Consider the following 15571-nt stretch of genomic DNA (forward strand, 5'->3'; position numbering starts at 1 on the left):
GCGATCCCACCATTGTGCGCCAGTCCCGGGAGTACCTAGACGATTTCGGTGTCCAGGGTCACGGGCCCGGCCGGGGGACCTTCGTCGAGCAGTGTGTGCAGCAGCTCGGCGAGTCTGGTCGGATACACCGTCTCATGTGCCCGGGCGAGTTCCGGGCACGTCCACCAACGCGCTCCCGCGACGCTGCGCCGCTCCAGCTCGGTCAGCGCCGTGGCCGCGGTCACCGTCTGTGCGGTCCGGGCGAGGTAGTACCACTCGTCCTGGTCCCAGCGGCGCCCCGCGAACGGGAAGGAGCATCGGCGCCGCCACAGCACGGGCCCCAGCTCGACCTCGGTGATGCCGGTCTCCTCGGCGAGTTCCCGCAGGGCGGCCTGTTCACGGGTCTCGTCGCCCTCCACACCGCCGCCGGGCGTGAACCACCAGTCGTCGGTGGGATCGTCCGGTTCGTGGCCGTGCAGCAGCAGGATGCGGTCCTGGGGATCGAGCAGGACGACCCGGGCGACACGGCGCAGCCCGCCCTCGTACGTGTCCTGCGCCGCCGGGGCGGGGTCAGCGGCCACCGGTGGCCCCCGCGCTCGTCCGGGCCCGGGAGGCGCCCGCCCGCCTGGCGAGCGGGCCGTACGCGGCCCCGCCGAGCACCAGGACGGCTCCGGCGATCACCAGGGCGACGACGGTCCGCAGCGGGCCCGGCGAGGACAGGGCACCGAGCTGCTCGAAGCCGTCGGGGCCGGTGGGTGCCGCCAGCATGCCGTTCATCGGCCAGATTACGGCGTCGACGCGGGCCTGGACGGCGCCGCGGGAGACCGTGCCGCCGGCGGCGTCGGTCAGATGGGCGGTGGAGTCGACGGAGCCGGAGCGCTCGTCACCGAGCAGGAACAGGCGTCCCTTCGGCACGGTCACCTCGGAGAAGGCGGAGAATTCCGCCGCCGTGCCCTTGGGGAGATACGGTTCGTCGATCTCCTTGCCGTTGACCGTCAGCCGGCCCTCCCGGCAGCAGGAGACCGTGTCGCCGCCGACGGCGACGACCCGCTTGAGGACGGGGACGTTCGCCCAGGTCGTGTCCTGGAAGACGACGACGTCGCCGCGGCGGACGTCGGCGCCGTCGATGCGCTCGGCCAGCACCCGGTCGCCGGCGCCGATGGTGGGCGACATCGACGTGGTGGGCACGGTGTAGGGCCGGTACACCACCGCTCCCCAGGCGAACCCGCCGAGGAACAGCACCATGCCCAGGGCGACCGCCAGTCCGGACAGTCGCTGCCCGGTCCGGCTGCCCGTTCGTGCGGCACCCGGGCCGACGTTGCCGGGAACCGTACGTGTCGTGCTCTGACCGCTCATGGGCCGCACCCTACCCGGCGGTACCGGACGCGGTCAGCCCTCTTCGCGGGCCCCAGCGACCCGGACGCGGTCGGGCCGCCTCGGCTGCACCGGACACGGACCGCCCGCCTCGCCTCGTGCGCCACCGGACACAGTCAGCCCGCCTCGGCTGCACCGGACACGGACCGCCCGCACCGCGGTCCCGGTGCGGCACGGGACGCGGTCAGCCCGCCGTGTGGGCCCGGGCCTCCGCCGCACCGTTGTGCCGGCGCCGCCGCCACAGGACCAGCGGCACCGCGCCCGCGAGCGCGAGCCCCTGGGGCGCCACGGTGAGGGCCGCGGCGGACGACGAGGACGGGTCGAGGCCGGGCTGGTCGAAGGTGTCCGGGACGGGCAGGTTGTTCCAGCGGTTGACCGGCCAGGCGATGACGACGGCACGGCCGACGACCTTGTCCACGGGCACCATGCCGTGGTTCTTGTCGGCCTGGTTGTAGCGGGAGTCCCGGGAGTTCTGCCGGTGGTCGCCCATCACCCAGATGTGCCCCGCGGGCACCTCGACCTTGAACTGGCCGCCCTGGTCGTCCTGGCTGCACGGGGTGTTGCCGGGATACACGTACGGCTCGTTCAGCGCCATGCCGTTGACCGTGAGCGGGCCGGTGCCCTTGCACTCGATGGTGTCGCCACCCACGCCGACGACCCGCTTGATCAGGTCCTTCTCCTCCGCGGACGGCATCAGGCCGATCCAGCTGAGGACCTTCTGCAGGGCGTTGGGGTCGGGCGTCGGCTCGCCGGCCAGCCAGTTGTCGGGGTCGTGGAAGACGACGACCTCGCCGCGCTCGGGCTCGGAGCCGAACCAGGGGGTGAGCTTGTCGACCAGGACGCGGTCACCCTGCTGGAGGGTGTTCTGCATCGAGTCGGAGGGGATCGAGAACGCCTGTACCAGGAACGTTTTGATCAGCAGCGCCAGCACCAGCGCGATGCCGATCAGGATCGGCAGCTCCTTCCAGAAGGAGCGGGGCTGCTTCTTCGGCTGGGCCGGCGGGTCGCCCGGGCCCTGGCCGCCGGGTTTCGTCGGGTCCTCACTCACTGCGCCGTCCTCGACCGCCCGCGTGTCACTCACGAAGGGTTCGGCGCGATCCGCGGCCGGGTCGACCGACTCCGCGGGGCGTCCGCGGTGCTCCTCGCCGCCCTGACCGGACCGTGCGCCAACCGCCACATCCCCCACGCCAACTCCTCACTCTCTGCCGCCGCCCGCGCCAGGCGCGACGCAGGCCCACCACTCCCATAACGAGCGGGAGTTCCGCAGGGGTCGGGAGCTGGACGATTCCGTTCGGATCGCCCGGGGCAACCCTATGCGACAGCGGGGCGGCAGCGTTCGACCCGGGCGCCGCGTCGGACACGGCGGCGTAGGCGGTGGGCTCCTCCAGGGTGCTCCAGTGGCCGAGCGGCCAGGCGATGACCATGGCCCGGCCCACCACCTCGTCTTCGGAGACGGTGCCGCCGTAGTCGGTGTCCTGGTGGGAGCGGGAGTCGGCGGAGTTCTCCCGGTGGTCGCCCATCACCCACAGCCGTCCGGTGGGGACGGTGACGTCGAAGGGGATCGCGGAGGGGGCGTTGCCCGGGTACAGGTAGTCCTCGTTCAGGGAGACGCCGTTGACGGTGAGGCGGCCCTGGGTGTCGCAGCAGCGGACGCGGTCGCCGCCGACGCCGACGACCCGCTTGATGAGGTCCTTCTCGTTGTCGGACGGCAGCAGTCCGATGAAGGTGAGGCCTTCCTTGATCTGCTTGATCCCGACGGGGTCGTCCTTCTTCGGCGCGGTCTGCTCGTCCCGCAGCCAGCCGCCGGGGTCCTTGAACACGACGACGTCCCCGCGCTGCGGCTTGGAGCCGAACCACGGGGTGAGCTTGTCGACGAGGACCCGGTCGCCGATCCGGATCGTCTGCTCCATGGAGCCGGACGGGATGACGAAGGCCTGGACGAGGAACGTCTTCAGCACCAGCGCTATCAGGACGGCGACGCCGATGAGGAGGGGGATCTCCTTGACGGCGCTGCGCCTGCGGCGCCGTTTGACCTTGCGCTGGAGTTTGCGGCGCTCGGCGCGGGTGCGTCCGGGCACCGGTCCGGCCGCGCGGCGGGCGCCGGTGGGCAGCAGGTCCTCCGAGGCGCTGCGCGGGGCGCCGCGGGGCTTGCCGCGGTTACCCATGGGCGTCCACCCCCGCGGGGGCCGTGTCCGCCGCGGCGGCGGGTACGCGCGCGTAGGCGTCGGGACGGTGCAGCCGGCCGGCGTGGCGGAGCGGCCAGACGATGCCGTCGGCGCGGCCGATCACGTCGTCCACGGGGATCATGCCGCCGCCGGGCGAGCCGAGGTGGTCGCGGGAGTCGCTGGAGTCGCTGCGGTGGTCGCCGAGGACGAACAGCCGCCCGTCGGGCACGACGACGTCGAAGGGCACCGTGGAGGGGCTGTCGCCGGGGTACAGGAAGCCCGACTCGTCGACCGACCGCCCGTTCACCCGGATCCTCCCCTCCCCGTCACAGCAGACCACGTGGTCCCCGCCCACCCCGACGACGCGTTTGATGTAGTCGGCCTCACCGAAATACCCGGTGCCGTCGAACACAATCACGTCGCCGCGCCGCGGTCCGGCGCCGAAGCGGTACGCCATCTTGTTGACGAGGACCCGGTCGCCGACGCGCAGTGCCTGTTCCATGGATCCGCTGGGGATCTGGAACGGCCGCGCCACGTAGGTGTTGACCGTCAGCAGGAACAGCAGGCAGAGCAGCAGGGTGAGGGTGATCCGCCCGCCGGGAAGTCCTCGGGTGAGGCGCGACAGCAACGCGGAACGCGACCGTCCCTCCGGCCCCGGTCTGCCCGAGGTGTCCTCGGGGCGGTCCGGGGGGAAGGAGCGGTCGCGCTCCGTCGGCTGTGCTTCGGTGTCCATCGGGGCCAGATGGTATCCGGCCCTCATATGGCTCCGGTAAAGCGCTCAGTTCTCGCGCTTCTCCTTGATCTTCGCCGCCTTGCCGCGCAGCTCGCGCAGGTAGTACAGCTTGGCGCGGCGGACGTCACCCTTGGTGACGAGCTCGATCTTCTCGACGATCGGGGTGTGCACCGGGAAGGTGCGCTCGACGCCGACGGAGAAGGAGACCTTGCGGACCGTGAAGGTCTCGCGCACGCCGGCACCCTGGCGGCGGATCACCACGCCCTTGAACTGCTGCACACGGGAGCGGTTGCCCTCGATGACGCGCACGTGGACGTTGACGGTGTCGCCGGGGCGGAACGCCGGGACGTCGGTGCGCAGCGACGCGGAGTCGACGGAGTCGAGCAGGTGAGACATTTCGTCTGCTTTCTTCGTTGATGCCGCAGGTCATCAACGGCAACTAGGGTTCGGGATCGAGGTGTGCGGTTCGGGGCGGGCGTCGTGTCCCCCTGCGGCAGGGGCGCACGCCTGACGACGCACAACAGCGGCCTATTCTTCCACGCCGTCGGTCCTGCGCCAAAATCGGCCGTACGGCTCCCCCGCCGGGTCCGGTTCCCAGCCCAGGATGGACAGCATCTCGCGGTCCTTCTTGTCGAAGGCGGCGGGATCGCAGCGTTCGATGAGGTCGGGCCGGTGGGCGGTGGTGCGCCTCAGTGCCTCGTCGCGCCGCCAGCGGGCGATCCTGCCGTGGTGGCCGCTGAGCAGCACCTCGGGGATCTCCCGGCCGCGCCAGGCGGGCGGCTTGGTGTAGACGGGGCCCTCCAGGAGGTTGGCCATGGCGCCGGGTGCGAAGGAGTCGTCGCGGTGGGACTCGGCGTTGCCGAGGACGCCGGGGAGCAGCCGGGCCACGGCCTCGGTGATCACCAGGACGGCGGCCTCGCCGCCGGCGAGGACGTAGTCGCCGATAGACACCTCGTACACGGGCATGCGGGTCGCGTACTCGTCGATGACGCGGCGGTCGATGCCTTCGTAGCGGGCCGGGGTGAAGATCAGCCAGGGGTGTTGGGAGAGCCGGACGGCGAGTTCCTGGGTGAAGGGGCGGCCGCTCGGGGTGGGCACGATGAGGGCCGGGGTGCGGGAGCCGGTCTCGTAGCCGTCGGCGAGTACGGAGTCCAGTGCGTCGCCCCACGGTTCGGTCTTCATGACCATGCCGGGGCCGCCGCCGTACGGGGTGTCGTCGACGGTGTTGTGCCGGTCGTGGGTCCAGGCGCGCAGGTCGTGGACGTGCACGTTCAGCTGTCCGCGGGCGCGGGCCTTGCCGACGAGGGAGACGTTCAGCGGTTCCAGGTACTCGGGGAAGATCGTGACGACGTCGAGCCGCATCAGGCCTGGTCCCCCGGGTCCTTGGCGGAGGCGGTCTCCGCGCGGTCGTCGATCAGGCCGGGCGGGGGGTCGATGACGGCGCGCTGTTCCTCGAGGTCGATCTCGGTGACGATCTCCTCGACGAACGGTACGTACACCTCGCTGCCGTCGGGGCGTTCGACGACGAAGAGGTCCTGGGTGGGCAGGTGCGAGATCTCGGTGATGCGGCCGACCTCCTCGCCGTCCTTGGTGACGACATCGAGGTCGATCAGCTGGTGGTCGTAGTACTCGTCCTCGCCCTCGGGCAGTTCCTCCGGGTCGATCTCGGCGATCAGGAGGGTGTTGCGCAGTGCCTCGGCTGCGGTGCGGTCGCGTACGCCTTCGAAGCGCAGCAGGAGGCGGCCGCTGTGGACGCGGCCCGTCTCGATGGTCAGCGGGCCGGCCGAGGCCGGTTCGGTGGCCAGGACGGCGCCGGGGGCGAGCCGCAGTTCGGGCTCGTCGGTGCGGACCTCGACGGTGACCTCGCCCTTGATGCCGTGGGCGCGGCCGATGCGAGCGACTACCAGCTGCACGGTGCTTGGTTCTCCTGATCTTCGACGGGCTTCCACGACGGGTGCGTGCGGCGGCCGGACACGACTGCGGGCCGGGGACGGCCTGAAGGCCCTCCCCGGCCCGAGCCGGTTGCGATAAGCGTCAGCGGACGTGGTCCACGTCGACGAGGTCGACGCGGACACCGCGGCCGCCGATGGCGCCCACGACGGTGCGCAGGGCGCGTGCGGTGCGGCCGTTGCGGCCGATCACCTTGCCGAGGTCGTCCGGGTGGACCCGGACCTCGAGCACACGCCCGCGGCGCAGGTTGCGCGAGGCCACCTGCACATCGTCAGGGTTGTCGACGATGCCCTTCACGAGGTGCTCGAGAGCCTCCTCGAGCATGCTCAGGCCTCGGTCGACGCGGACTCAGCGGCGGCTTCGTCCTTCTTCTCAGCCTTCTTCTTCTGGGTGATCGCCTCACCCTTGCCCTCGTCGTCGCCACCGAGTGCCTCGAACGACGGGCGGGCGGGCTTCTCGGCCTGCTGCAGCAGCGGAGCCGGGGCGGGCTCGCCCTTGAACTTCTGCCAGTCGCCGGTCTTCTTCAGGATGGCGAGCACGGGCTCGGTCGGCTGGGCGCCGACACCGAGCCAGTACGCCACGCGCTCGGCGTCGACCTCGATCACCGACGGGTTGTACGTCGGGTGGTACTTGCCGATCTCCTCGATGGCCCGGCCGTCACGGCGGGTACGGGAGTCGGCGACGACGATGCGGTAGTGAGGCGAACGGATCTTGCCCAGACGCTTCAGCTTGATCTTGACTGCCACGGGAGTGGGTTCTCCTGGAATTGACGTGGTTGGGCACGGCGAGTGAAGCCGCGTGGGGTTGCGGTACCCGAGTGCCCGATGGACGCGTCAGCCGGAGGAGAGAGGGGTCCTGTGCGGCTGTCGAGTACAGCTGACCATTCTGCCACACGCCGCGGGGCGCGCCCGACCGCGGGGTCGGCGCGCGGAGCCGCGGGCAGGGCGCCGCGCGGGGCGGCGCGGGCGGGAGGCGCGGCGGCACTCCCGGCCCGGGCGTCCGCCCCGTGCGCCGTCCGTGTCTCCGGCACCCACGAGATGCCGGAGAGGAGTCAGCTCGCGGCTCCCACGACCTCGGGGATGCGGAACGGCTTGCCGCATCCGCCGCAGACGATGGGTGCCTGGGCCAGGACCGACGGGACCACGCGGACGTTGCGGCCGCAGTCGCAGACGGCCTTGACGCGGACACCGCCGCCGGAGGATCCGTGCCGGGCGGCCGGGCCGCGGAAGCTGCGCGCGGTGTCGCCGGCCGTCGCCGCGGAGTGGGCCTTCAGGGCGCGCTGGAGGCGCTCCGTCGTGGGACGGTAGCGGCGCTTCGCCTCGGGGGTGAGCGTGACCAGTGAGAAGCCGCTGCTGGGATGCGGTTCCTCGGGGTGGTCCAGGCCCAGCTCCTCGGCGATCGCGAGGAATCTGCGGTTGTGGTAGCGGCCGGCACGGGATGTGTCGCGCACGCCGCGCGCGGCGGCGATGCCGTGGACTGCCTCGTGGAGCAGTCGTTCGAAGGAGAGTTCGTGCCCGCACGCGGACGACGACTCCCCGATCAGGGACTCGGGCGCGGCAAGATCGGGCAGCTCGGGGTGGTACCGCTGAATGTCGGCCCACGCCTGCGCCAGTTCTGCGGCGAGAACAGGTGGTGTCTGTGTCGTGCTCACGTAATGACAACGAGGCTGGGTGCCTCTGTGTTCCGATTCCGGGGCATCCCAAATAATTTGCACGTACCCGTCAGTTGCCGCTGATGCGTCCTGACGAGGGCGGGTGCGCTGATCTGCGGAGAAGCCTCGCAGCTCGCCTCAAGTCGGTGCGTAGGCTGACGTACGCCCCCGCGCGTAGCGGTCGTCCCGCGTCGGTGCGCGGGGTGTCGGCGCACACGCAAGAGGCGTTTCGGACGCGTCGGCGGCGGCCGGTGCGTCCGGCCCGTGAGACGCGTAGGACCGCGACGTTACCGGTTCCGCCGCCGCGGTGCCGCACCGCCCCGCCGGGAGCCCGGTCCGGTCCGGTGGACCTTGGCCGGAAACGGCGTCCGGGTGCCTTCGCCGTGGCGGACCGAACGGCCCGGGATTACCGGAATGTGAATTCTTGCCACTGGCACGGTCAGGCACCAAGCCGCCGCCGTCTCCCACTGGACGGCACGTCGAGGTCGGAGTTTCCTGGCATACGGGGGGTGTGCGGGCGCACTGCACGGGGGCCAGGGAATCGGACACCGCGGCAACTCTCGGCTGATTGGGGCGCTTACCTATGACACCTACGCTCGTGCGGCAGCAGCGGTCTCGTACGGGGACCGTCCCGCGCGCGGACCTGCGGGCACGCGCGCGTGACTGGTCGGAGATCCAGGAGCGGATGCTCGTACCGCTCTACGAGGCCGTCTACGGGCGACTGGACGTGGGACCCGCGACACGGCTGCTGGGCCTGGGCTGCGGCTCGGGGCTGGCCCTGCTGATGGCGGCCTCGCGCGGTGCCGCCGTCACCGGTGTGGACACCTGCGCGGACCGGCTGGACCTCGCGCGCGAACGCCTGCTGCCCGAGGAGCGGCAGCAGCAGGCGCCCGCCGGTGCCCGGATCGTGCACGGCAGCCCCGGTGACGCGGCCCGCGCGGACGCGTCCGCGTACACCTTGGTGACCGCCTTCGAGCCGATCGGCTGTCGCGTGGGGGACGCGGAGCGGCTGGCCGGTCTGCTCGCCGGGGCGACGCCGCTGGCCGGGCGCGGGGCGGCCGTGGTGCTGGCCGGCTGGGGGCCGCCGGAGCGGTGCGCCACGGCGTCCGTGCTGCGGGTGGCCGCCGGGCCGGCGGAGCCGCCGCACGGCCGGGACGGCTGGCGTTCCACGGACCGCGACGACCTGGAGCGGGTCGCCGAGCGGGCGGGGCTGCGGCCGGACGGTTCCGGCCGGGTGGCCTGCCCCTTCGGCTACGCCGACGTGGACAGCGCGGTGCGCGGCCTGATGTCGACCGGGCTGTTCGACCCGGCGGTCGCGGCGGCCGACCGGACGCAGGTGGGCAAGGAGCTGACGGAGGCCCTGCATCCGTACGTGCGGCCGGACGGGACGGTGTGGATGCCGAACGTGTTCCGGTACCTGATCGCCCGGACCGTGTGACGCCGGACGCGACGGCCGCGTACGCCACGGCCGAGTACGCGGCAGCCGAGTACGCCACGACCGAGTACGCGGCGGCCGGTTGCACGACGGGGACCGTGACGCCTCACGGACCCGCGACCGGCACGCCCCACGCATACGGGACCGGGACACCCCGCCGGCACCCGACCGGGACGCCGCACGGACCGCGGCGGCAGCGTCCTTCGGATGCGCGACGGGGGCGCCCCTCAGGTGAGGGACGCCCCCGTCGCGCGGGCCCGGACGGGCCTCAGCCCATGAACTTCTTGAACTCGTCGGGCAGTTCGAAGTCGTTCCCGCCCTGCTGCGGCAGCCCGAAGGCGTTGCCGCCCTCGGCGGCGGCGGCGCGGCGCGCGGCGGCCTCCTGCTCCTGCTGCTTGCGCTTCATCGGGTTGCCGGACCGCTGCTTGCCCTTGGCCTGCTTCTGCTTCTTCTTCGTCCGGCCGGGACCGCCGCCCATGCCCGGCATCCCGGGCATTCCCGGCATGCCGCCGCCCTGCGCCATGCGGGACATCATCTTGCGGGCCTCGAAGAACCGCTCGACCAGGTTCTTCACGGCACTGACCTCGACGCCGGAGCCCTTGGCGATACGGGCGCGGCGCGAGCCGTTGATGATCGTCGGGTCCTGGCGCTCGCCCGGGGTCATCGACTTGATGATCGCGGCGGTGCGGTCCACGTCCCGCTCGTCGAGGTTGTTGATCTGGTCCTTGATCTGGCCCATGCCCGGGAGCATGCCGAGCAGCTTGGAGATGCTGCCCATCTTCCGGACCTGCTCCATCTGGGCCAGGAAGTCGTCCAGGGTGAAGTCCTGGCCCTTCTTGGACGCCAGCTTGGAGGCCATCTTCTCGGCCTCTTCCTGGCTGAACGTCTTCTCCGCCTGCTCGATCAGGGTGAGCAGGTCACCCATGTCGAGGATGCGGGAGGCCATCCGGTCCGGGTGGAAGGCGTCGAAGTCGTCGAGCTTCTCACCGTTCGACGCGAACATGATCGGCTTGCCGGTGATCTGCCGGATCGACAGGGCGGCACCGCCGCGCGCGTCGCCGTCGAGCTTGGAGAGCACCACGCCGTCGAAGCCGACGCCGTCGCGGAACGCCTCGGCGGTGTTGACGGCGTCCTGACCGATCATCGCGTCGACGACGAAGAGGATCTCGTCCGGGGAGACGGCGTCGCGGATGTCCGCGGCCTGCTGCATCATCTCCTGGTCGATGCCCAGGCGGCCGGCGGTGTCCACGATCACGATGTCGTGGACCTTGGTCTTCGCGAAGTCGATGGAGTCCTTGGCGACCTTCACCGGGTCGCCCACGCCGTTGCCCGGCTCGGGCGCGTAGACGGCGACGCCCGCGCGTTCGGCGACGACGCTGAGCTGGTTGACGGCGTTGGGGCGCTGGAGGTCGGCGGCGACCAGCACCGGCGAGTGGCCCTGCTCCTTCAGCCAGCGGCCGAGCTTGCCCGCGAGGGTGGTCTTACCGGCACCCTGCAGACCGGCCAGCATGATCACGGTCGGCGGCTGCTTGGCGAAGCGCAGCCGGCGGGTCTCGCCGCCCAGGATCGTGACGAGCTCGTCGTTCACGATCTTGAGGACCTGCTGGGCGGGGTTCAGCGCCTTGGAGACCTCGGCGCCGAGGGCACGCTCCTTGACGTTCTTGATGAAGGTGCGGACGACCGGCAGGGCCACGTCCGCTTCCAGCAGGGCGATGCGGATCTCACGCGCCGTGGCGTCGATGTCCGCTTCGCTCAGCCGGCCTTTTCCGCGGAGGTTCTTGAAGGTCGCGCTGAGGCGGTCGGAGAGAGTATCGAACACGGCGGCGTCGGTCCTCGGAGTCGGAGACAGGCTGGAGAATCGCCCTCCAGGGTATCCCGGCGCGCCGGAACACCGGAGTGTCCTCACCCACGCAGCATTTCCTCCAGTTTCCGGGCCACCGCCGCCGCCTCCTCACCGGGCAGCGGAGTGCCCTGCGGGTCGGTGACGTAGAAGGCGTCCACCGCGTTCGCGCCGAGGGTGCTCGCGTGCGCGCTGCGCACCTGGACGCCCGCGTCCTCCAGGGCGCGCCCGATGCGGAACAGCAGGCCGGGGGCGTCCTGGGCGCGTACCTCGATCACGGTGGCGTGCCGGGAGGCGGCCGGGGCGACCGTCACGCGCGGCGGGGGCGCGACCACGCCGCGGCGGCGCGGGTAGGCGGCGTCCCGTTCGGCGAGGCGCCCGGCGATGTCCAGGCTGCCGTCGAGGGCGCGGACCAGGTCCGCGCGGAGCCGGGCGGCCTGGGGCAGCGAGCCGTACTCGGCGGCGACCCGCCAGTCCAGCAGCAGCACGGAGCCGTCGACGCCGGCCGGGAGGTCCAGGGCGCGCAGTTCCGCGGTGCGCACGGTCAGCCGGTGCACGGCGAGCACCCCGGCGACCGCGGCCAGCACACCCGGCTGGTCGGGCACCGCGATGAGCAGTTCCACGCCGAGCGGCTCCGGCTCGTCGAGGGGTTCGCCGTGGGTTTCGGCGGGCGGTTCGGGCTGGGCCCGCAGGGACAGTACGGGGGCGCCCGTGGCGACGGCCTCGAGGGCGAGGCGTTCCTGGTGCGCGGTGGGGGCGGCCTGCTCGGGGCCGGCCGGGTCCGCTCCGTTCAGCACGGCGGAGACCCGTTTCACCAGGTCGGCGACGAGTGAGGCGCGCCAGGACGACCAGGCCGCCGGTCCGGTGGCGAGGGCGTCGGCCTCGGTGAGGGCGTGCAGCAGTTCGAGGGTGCCCTGGGAGCCGACGGCCTCGGCGACCGCGCGCACGGTGGCGGGGTCGTCCAGGTCGCGCCGGGTGGCGGTCTCGACGAGCAGCAGGTGGTGGCGTACGAGGGCGGCGATCACGGTGACGTCGTGGTGGTCGAAGCCGATGCGGGCGGCGACGTCCCTGGCGATGACCTCGCCGGCCACCGAGTGGTCGCCGGGCCAGCCCTTGCCGATGTCGTGGAGGAGCGCGGCGACCAGCAGCAGGTCGGGCCGGTGCACGCGCCGGGTGAACTCCGAGGCGCGGACGGCCGTCTCGATGAGGTGCCGGTCCACGGTCCACAGGTGCACGGCGTTGCGCTGGGGGCGGCAGCGGACCCGGTCCCAGTCCGGGAGCAGGCCGGTGACCAGGCCTTCCGCCTCCAGTGCCTCCCAGACCTGCACGGTGGGCCGGCCGGAGCCGAGCAGGGTGACCAGTTGCTCGCGGGCCTCGGCGGGCCAGGGCGTGGGCAGGGGGCGTGCGGTGGTCGCCATGCGCCGTACGGCGTGCGGGGAGAGCGGGAGTCCGGCCTGTGCGGCGGCGGCCGCGGCGCGCAGCGGAAGCACGGGGTCGCGTTCGGGGCGCGCGGTTCGGGCGAGCACCACTTCGCCGTCCTGTTCCACGACCCCTTCGGCCAGCGGGGACCGCTCTGCGGCCGGTTTTCCGCCGCCGAGCAGGCCCCGGAGCCGGGGGCGCACGGCGCGGGAGCGCAGGACGCGCCCCACTTCGCGCCAGGTGACGTCGCCGGCGTAGGCGATGACGCGCGCGGCCTCGTAGACCTGGCGCAGCAGGGTGTCCGCGTCGAGCAGACCGAGTTCGGCGGCGACCTGGTCCTGTTCCTGGAGCGCGAGCCGGTCGGTGGCGCGGCCGGTGGTCAGGTGGAGGGCGTCGCGTACGTCGAGGAGCCGTCGGCGGGCCTCGGCGAGGCCCTCGCGCGGGGCGTCGGCGAGCCAGGAGGCGGCGACGGCGCGCAGGGCGGTGGCGTCGCGCAGCCCGCCGCGGGCCTCCTTGAGGTCGGGTTCCAGCAGGTACTGCAACTCGCCCTGGCGTTCGGCGCGTTCGGCGCAGAGTTCCTGGAGGGCGGGGAGGCGTTTGGGGGCCTGGTTGCGCCAGTCGGCGAGCACCGCGGTGCGCAGGGAGGTGGTCAGGCCGAGGTCGCCGGCGAGGTGCCGGGCGTCCAGCAGTCCGAGGTGGACCTTGAGGTCCTCGCCCGCGGTTCTGCGGGCTTCCGCGGGGGTGCGGACGGAGTGGTCGAGGGCGAGCCCGAGGTCCCAGACGGGGTACCAGAGGCGGTCGGCGAGGGCGGCGACGGCCCGCGGGTCACTGCCGTCGTGCAGCAGGAGCAGGTCGAGGTCGCTGCGCGGGGACAGCTCCGCGCGCCCGTAGCCGCCGACGGCGACCAGGGAGACGCCGCGCGCCCCGTCCGCGCCCGCGGTGAACAGCCCGGTGAGCCAGTCGTCCGTGAGGTCCGCGAGGGCGGTACGGCGCGGCGGCCCGGACCGCGTCCCCTCGGTGAGGAGGCGCAGCCGGGCCGCCGCGTAGCCGCTGGGTCCCGAGTCCTCTGCTTCTTTCGTCACGTTCGTACTCGTCACCCGGCGACTCCCGTTCTCGTGTGTCAGAGCGCGTCCGGACCGCGCTCGCCGGTCCGTACCCGTACGGCCGTGTCGACCGGGACCGACCAGACCTTGCCGTCGCCGATCTTGCCGGTGCGGGCGGCCTTGACGACCACGTCGATCAGCTGTTCGGCGTCGTCGTCCTCGACCAGCACCTCGATGCGGATCTTGGGCACCAGGTCGACGGTGTACTCGGCGCCGCGGTACACCTCGGTGTGGCCGCGCTGGCGGCCGTAGCCGCTGGCCTCGGTGACGGTCAGTCCGTGCACTCCGAAGGCCTGCAGGGCCTCCTTGATCTCGTCGAGCCGGTGCGGCTTCACGACGGCGGTGATGAGCTTCATGCGTCCACCTTCTTGCTCTCGGCCGGGGCGACGGGGGCGGTGGTGGCGGTGCGGGCCGCGCCGCCGCCGGCGCCGCTGAAGTCGTATGCGGTCTCGGCGTGCTCGGCCTGGTCGATGCCGGCCACCTCGTCGTCCTCGGAGACTCGCATGCCGATCGTCTTGTCGAGGAGGAGGGCGAGGACGGCGGAGACGACCAGGGAGTAGGCGAGGACGCCGAGGACACCGGCGCACTGCTTCCAGAACTGGTCGAGGCCGCCGCCGTAGAAGAGGCCCGCGACGTCGGACTGGCCCTTGCCGGTGGCGAAGAAGCCGATGAGGAGGGAGCCGAGGATGCCGCCGACGAGGTGCACGCCGACGACGTCGAGGGAGTCGTCGTAGCCGAACTTGTACTTCAGTCCGACGGCCATGGCGCACAGCACACCGGCGATGACGCCGATCGCGATGGCGCCGAGCGGGGAGACCGCGCCGCCGGCCGGGGTGATGGCGACCAGACCGGCGACCGCGCCGGAGGCGGCGCCGAGCGTGGTGAACGCGCCGTGGCGGATCTTCTCGTAGGCGAGCCAGCCGAGGACGGCCGCGCCGGTGGCGACCTGGGTGTTGACGAACATCAGCGCGCCGACGCCGTCGTCGTTGCCGAGCCAGGAGCCGGCGTTGAAACCGAACCAGCCGAACCAGAGCAGACCGGCGCCGAGCATGACCAGCGGCAGGCTGTGCGGGCGCATCGGGTCCTTCTTGAAGCCGATGCGCTTGCCGATGACGAGGATCACGCCGAGCGCGGCGGCACCGGCGTTGATGTGGACGGCCGTACCGCCGGCGAAGTCGATGACGCCCAGTTCGAAGGCCCAGCCGCCGGCGCCCCACACCCAGTGCGCGACGGGGAAGTAGACGATCGTGGCCCACAGGGCGACGAACAGCGCCCACGCGGTGAACTTGACGCGGTCCGCGAGGGCGCCGCTGATCAGGGCGGGCGTGAGGACGGCGAACATCAGCTGGAAGACCAGGAAGACGTAGACGGGGATGGTGTAGCCGTCCCAGAGTTCGGTCAGGCCGATGTTGCCGAGGCCGACCCAGTCGGAGTTCCAGCCGATGACGCTGCCGGTGTCGGTGCCGAACGCCATGGAGAAGCCGTACAGCACCCACAGGACGGTGACGATGCCCAGGCTGATGAAGCTCATCATCAGCATGTTCAGGGTGCTCTTGACGCGGACCATGCCTCCGTAGAAGAAGGCCAGGCCCGGAGTCATGAGCATCACCAGGGCGGAACAGATGAGCATGAACCCTGTGTTGGCGGCGGAGAGCGTGGGCTCTTCCGCGGCCAGGGTGATGGCTGGTGCCATCGGCGTCTCCTCGTCGTTGGTACGGCCCCGTGCGGGCGAAGCCTTGAGCGGATTGAGGGGTGGGCCGGTTATGCGCCACGAGATTGGCGCAGCGCCGTTTCGGTGGAGGCCCCTCGTTGTTTCGCCGCCGTGACGAAGGCACCGGGCGTGTTACGGGTCGGTGAACCGCCGGTTGTGGGGTGCGCCGATCGTTATCGTGACGCAACCTTGAGTGCTCGGTGGTGAGCCG

Annotated in this window: 16 protein-coding genes; 1 reads left to right on the forward strand and 15 read right to left on the reverse strand. The window is 72.1% G+C overall.

Annotated features, from left to right (window positions below):
- Window positions 1-35: 35 nt before the first annotated feature.
- The 11 genes from FGW31_RS09220 to FGW31_RS09270 form a co-directional block, all read right to left on the reverse strand.
- Window positions 36-560, reverse strand: a complete 525-nt coding sequence (locus FGW31_RS09220) for an NUDIX hydrolase (RefSeq protein ID WP_142192896.1) — start codon at window positions 558-560, stop codon at window positions 36-38.
- The gene (gene lepB, locus FGW31_RS09225) at window positions 550-1335 is read right to left on the reverse strand and encodes a signal peptidase I (RefSeq protein WP_142192897.1); all 786 of its coding nucleotides are present in this window, start codon (window positions 1333-1335) and stop codon (window positions 550-552) included. The genes FGW31_RS09220 and lepB (FGW31_RS09225) overlap by 11 nt, the downstream gene beginning before the upstream one ends.
- 202 nt (window positions 1336-1537) lie before the next feature.
- The gene (lepB, locus tag FGW31_RS09230) at window positions 1538-2539 is read right to left on the reverse strand and encodes a signal peptidase I (RefSeq protein WP_142192898.1); all 1002 of its coding nucleotides are present in this window, start codon (window positions 2537-2539) and stop codon (window positions 1538-1540) included.
- On the reverse strand, window positions 2427-3518 hold the full coding sequence (gene lepB, locus FGW31_RS09235; RefSeq protein ID WP_142192899.1) for a signal peptidase I: 1092 nt from the start codon (window positions 3516-3518) through the stop codon (window positions 2427-2429). The genes lepB (FGW31_RS09230) and lepB (FGW31_RS09235) overlap by 113 nt, the downstream gene beginning before the upstream one ends.
- The gene (gene lepB / locus FGW31_RS09240; protein WP_142192900.1) at window positions 3511-4251 is read right to left on the reverse strand and encodes a signal peptidase I; all 741 of its coding nucleotides are present in this window, start codon (window positions 4249-4251) and stop codon (window positions 3511-3513) included. Before lepB (FGW31_RS09240) ends, lepB (FGW31_RS09235) begins: the two co-directional genes overlap by 8 nt.
- Window positions 4252-4296: 45 nt before the next feature.
- Window positions 4297-4647: a 50S ribosomal protein L19 gene (gene rplS, locus FGW31_RS09245; RefSeq protein ID WP_142192901.1), complete on the reverse strand. Its 351-nt coding sequence runs from the start codon at window positions 4645-4647 to the stop codon at window positions 4297-4299.
- Between the two features lie 132 nt (window positions 4648-4779).
- Window positions 4780-5613: a tRNA (guanosine(37)-N1)-methyltransferase TrmD gene (gene trmD / locus FGW31_RS09250; RefSeq protein WP_142192902.1), complete on the reverse strand. Its 834-nt coding sequence runs from the start codon at window positions 5611-5613 to the stop codon at window positions 4780-4782.
- Window positions 5613-6164, reverse strand: coding sequence for a ribosome maturation factor RimM (rimM, locus tag FGW31_RS09255; RefSeq protein WP_142192903.1), 552 nt, complete (start codon window positions 6162-6164; stop codon window positions 5613-5615). Before rimM ends, trmD begins: the two co-directional genes overlap by 1 nt.
- A gap of 121 nt (window positions 6165-6285) precedes the next feature.
- Window positions 6286-6525 (reverse strand): RNA-binding protein, encoded by a 240-nt coding sequence (locus tag FGW31_RS09260; protein ID WP_003973401.1) that lies wholly within the window; start codon window positions 6523-6525, stop codon window positions 6286-6288.
- A 2-nt stretch (window positions 6526-6527) separates the two neighbouring features.
- Entirely contained in the window at window positions 6528-6947 is a 420-nt protein-coding gene (gene rpsP, locus FGW31_RS09265) for a 30S ribosomal protein S16 (RefSeq protein ID WP_142192904.1), read from the reverse strand.
- Window positions 6948-7252: 305 nt separating this feature from the next.
- Window positions 7253-7852 (reverse strand): hypothetical protein, encoded by a 600-nt coding sequence (locus tag FGW31_RS09270; RefSeq protein ID WP_142192905.1) that lies wholly within the window; start codon window positions 7850-7852, stop codon window positions 7253-7255.
- 583 nt (window positions 7853-8435) lie between these two features.
- On the opposite strand from FGW31_RS09270, the gene FGW31_RS09275 reads away from it, so the two are divergent.
- Entirely contained in the window at window positions 8436-9290 is an 855-nt protein-coding gene (locus FGW31_RS09275; RefSeq protein ID WP_142192906.1) for a methyltransferase domain-containing protein, read from the forward strand.
- A gap of 265 nt (window positions 9291-9555) precedes the next feature.
- On the opposite strand, the gene ffh is transcribed toward FGW31_RS09275, so the two are convergent.
- The 4 genes from ffh to FGW31_RS09295 form a co-directional block, all read right to left on the reverse strand.
- The gene (gene ffh / locus FGW31_RS09280) at window positions 9556-11106 is read right to left on the reverse strand and encodes a signal recognition particle protein (RefSeq protein ID WP_142192907.1); all 1551 of its coding nucleotides are present in this window, start codon (window positions 11104-11106) and stop codon (window positions 9556-9558) included.
- A gap of 83 nt (window positions 11107-11189) precedes the next feature.
- Window positions 11190-13643, reverse strand: a complete 2454-nt coding sequence (locus tag FGW31_RS09285; RefSeq protein WP_142192908.1) for a [protein-PII] uridylyltransferase — start codon at window positions 13641-13643, stop codon at window positions 11190-11192.
- Between the two features lie 23 nt (window positions 13644-13666).
- Window positions 13667-14005, reverse strand: coding sequence for a P-II family nitrogen regulator (locus FGW31_RS09290; protein ID WP_142192909.1), 339 nt, complete (start codon window positions 14003-14005; stop codon window positions 13667-13669).
- Window positions 14002-15342 carry an ammonium transporter gene (locus FGW31_RS09295; RefSeq protein ID WP_142192910.1) on the reverse strand — a complete coding sequence of 447 codons (1341 nt, stop codon included), beginning with the start codon at window positions 15340-15342 and terminating at the stop codon, window positions 14002-14004. Before FGW31_RS09295 ends, FGW31_RS09290 begins: the two co-directional genes overlap by 4 nt.
- Window positions 15343-15571: the final 229 nt, after the last annotated feature.

Origin of the sequence: Streptomyces calvus (genome assembly GCF_006782915.1) — a bacterium.
GTDB classification, from domain to species: domain Bacteria; phylum Actinomycetota; class Actinomycetes; order Streptomycetales; family Streptomycetaceae; genus Streptomyces; species Streptomyces calvus.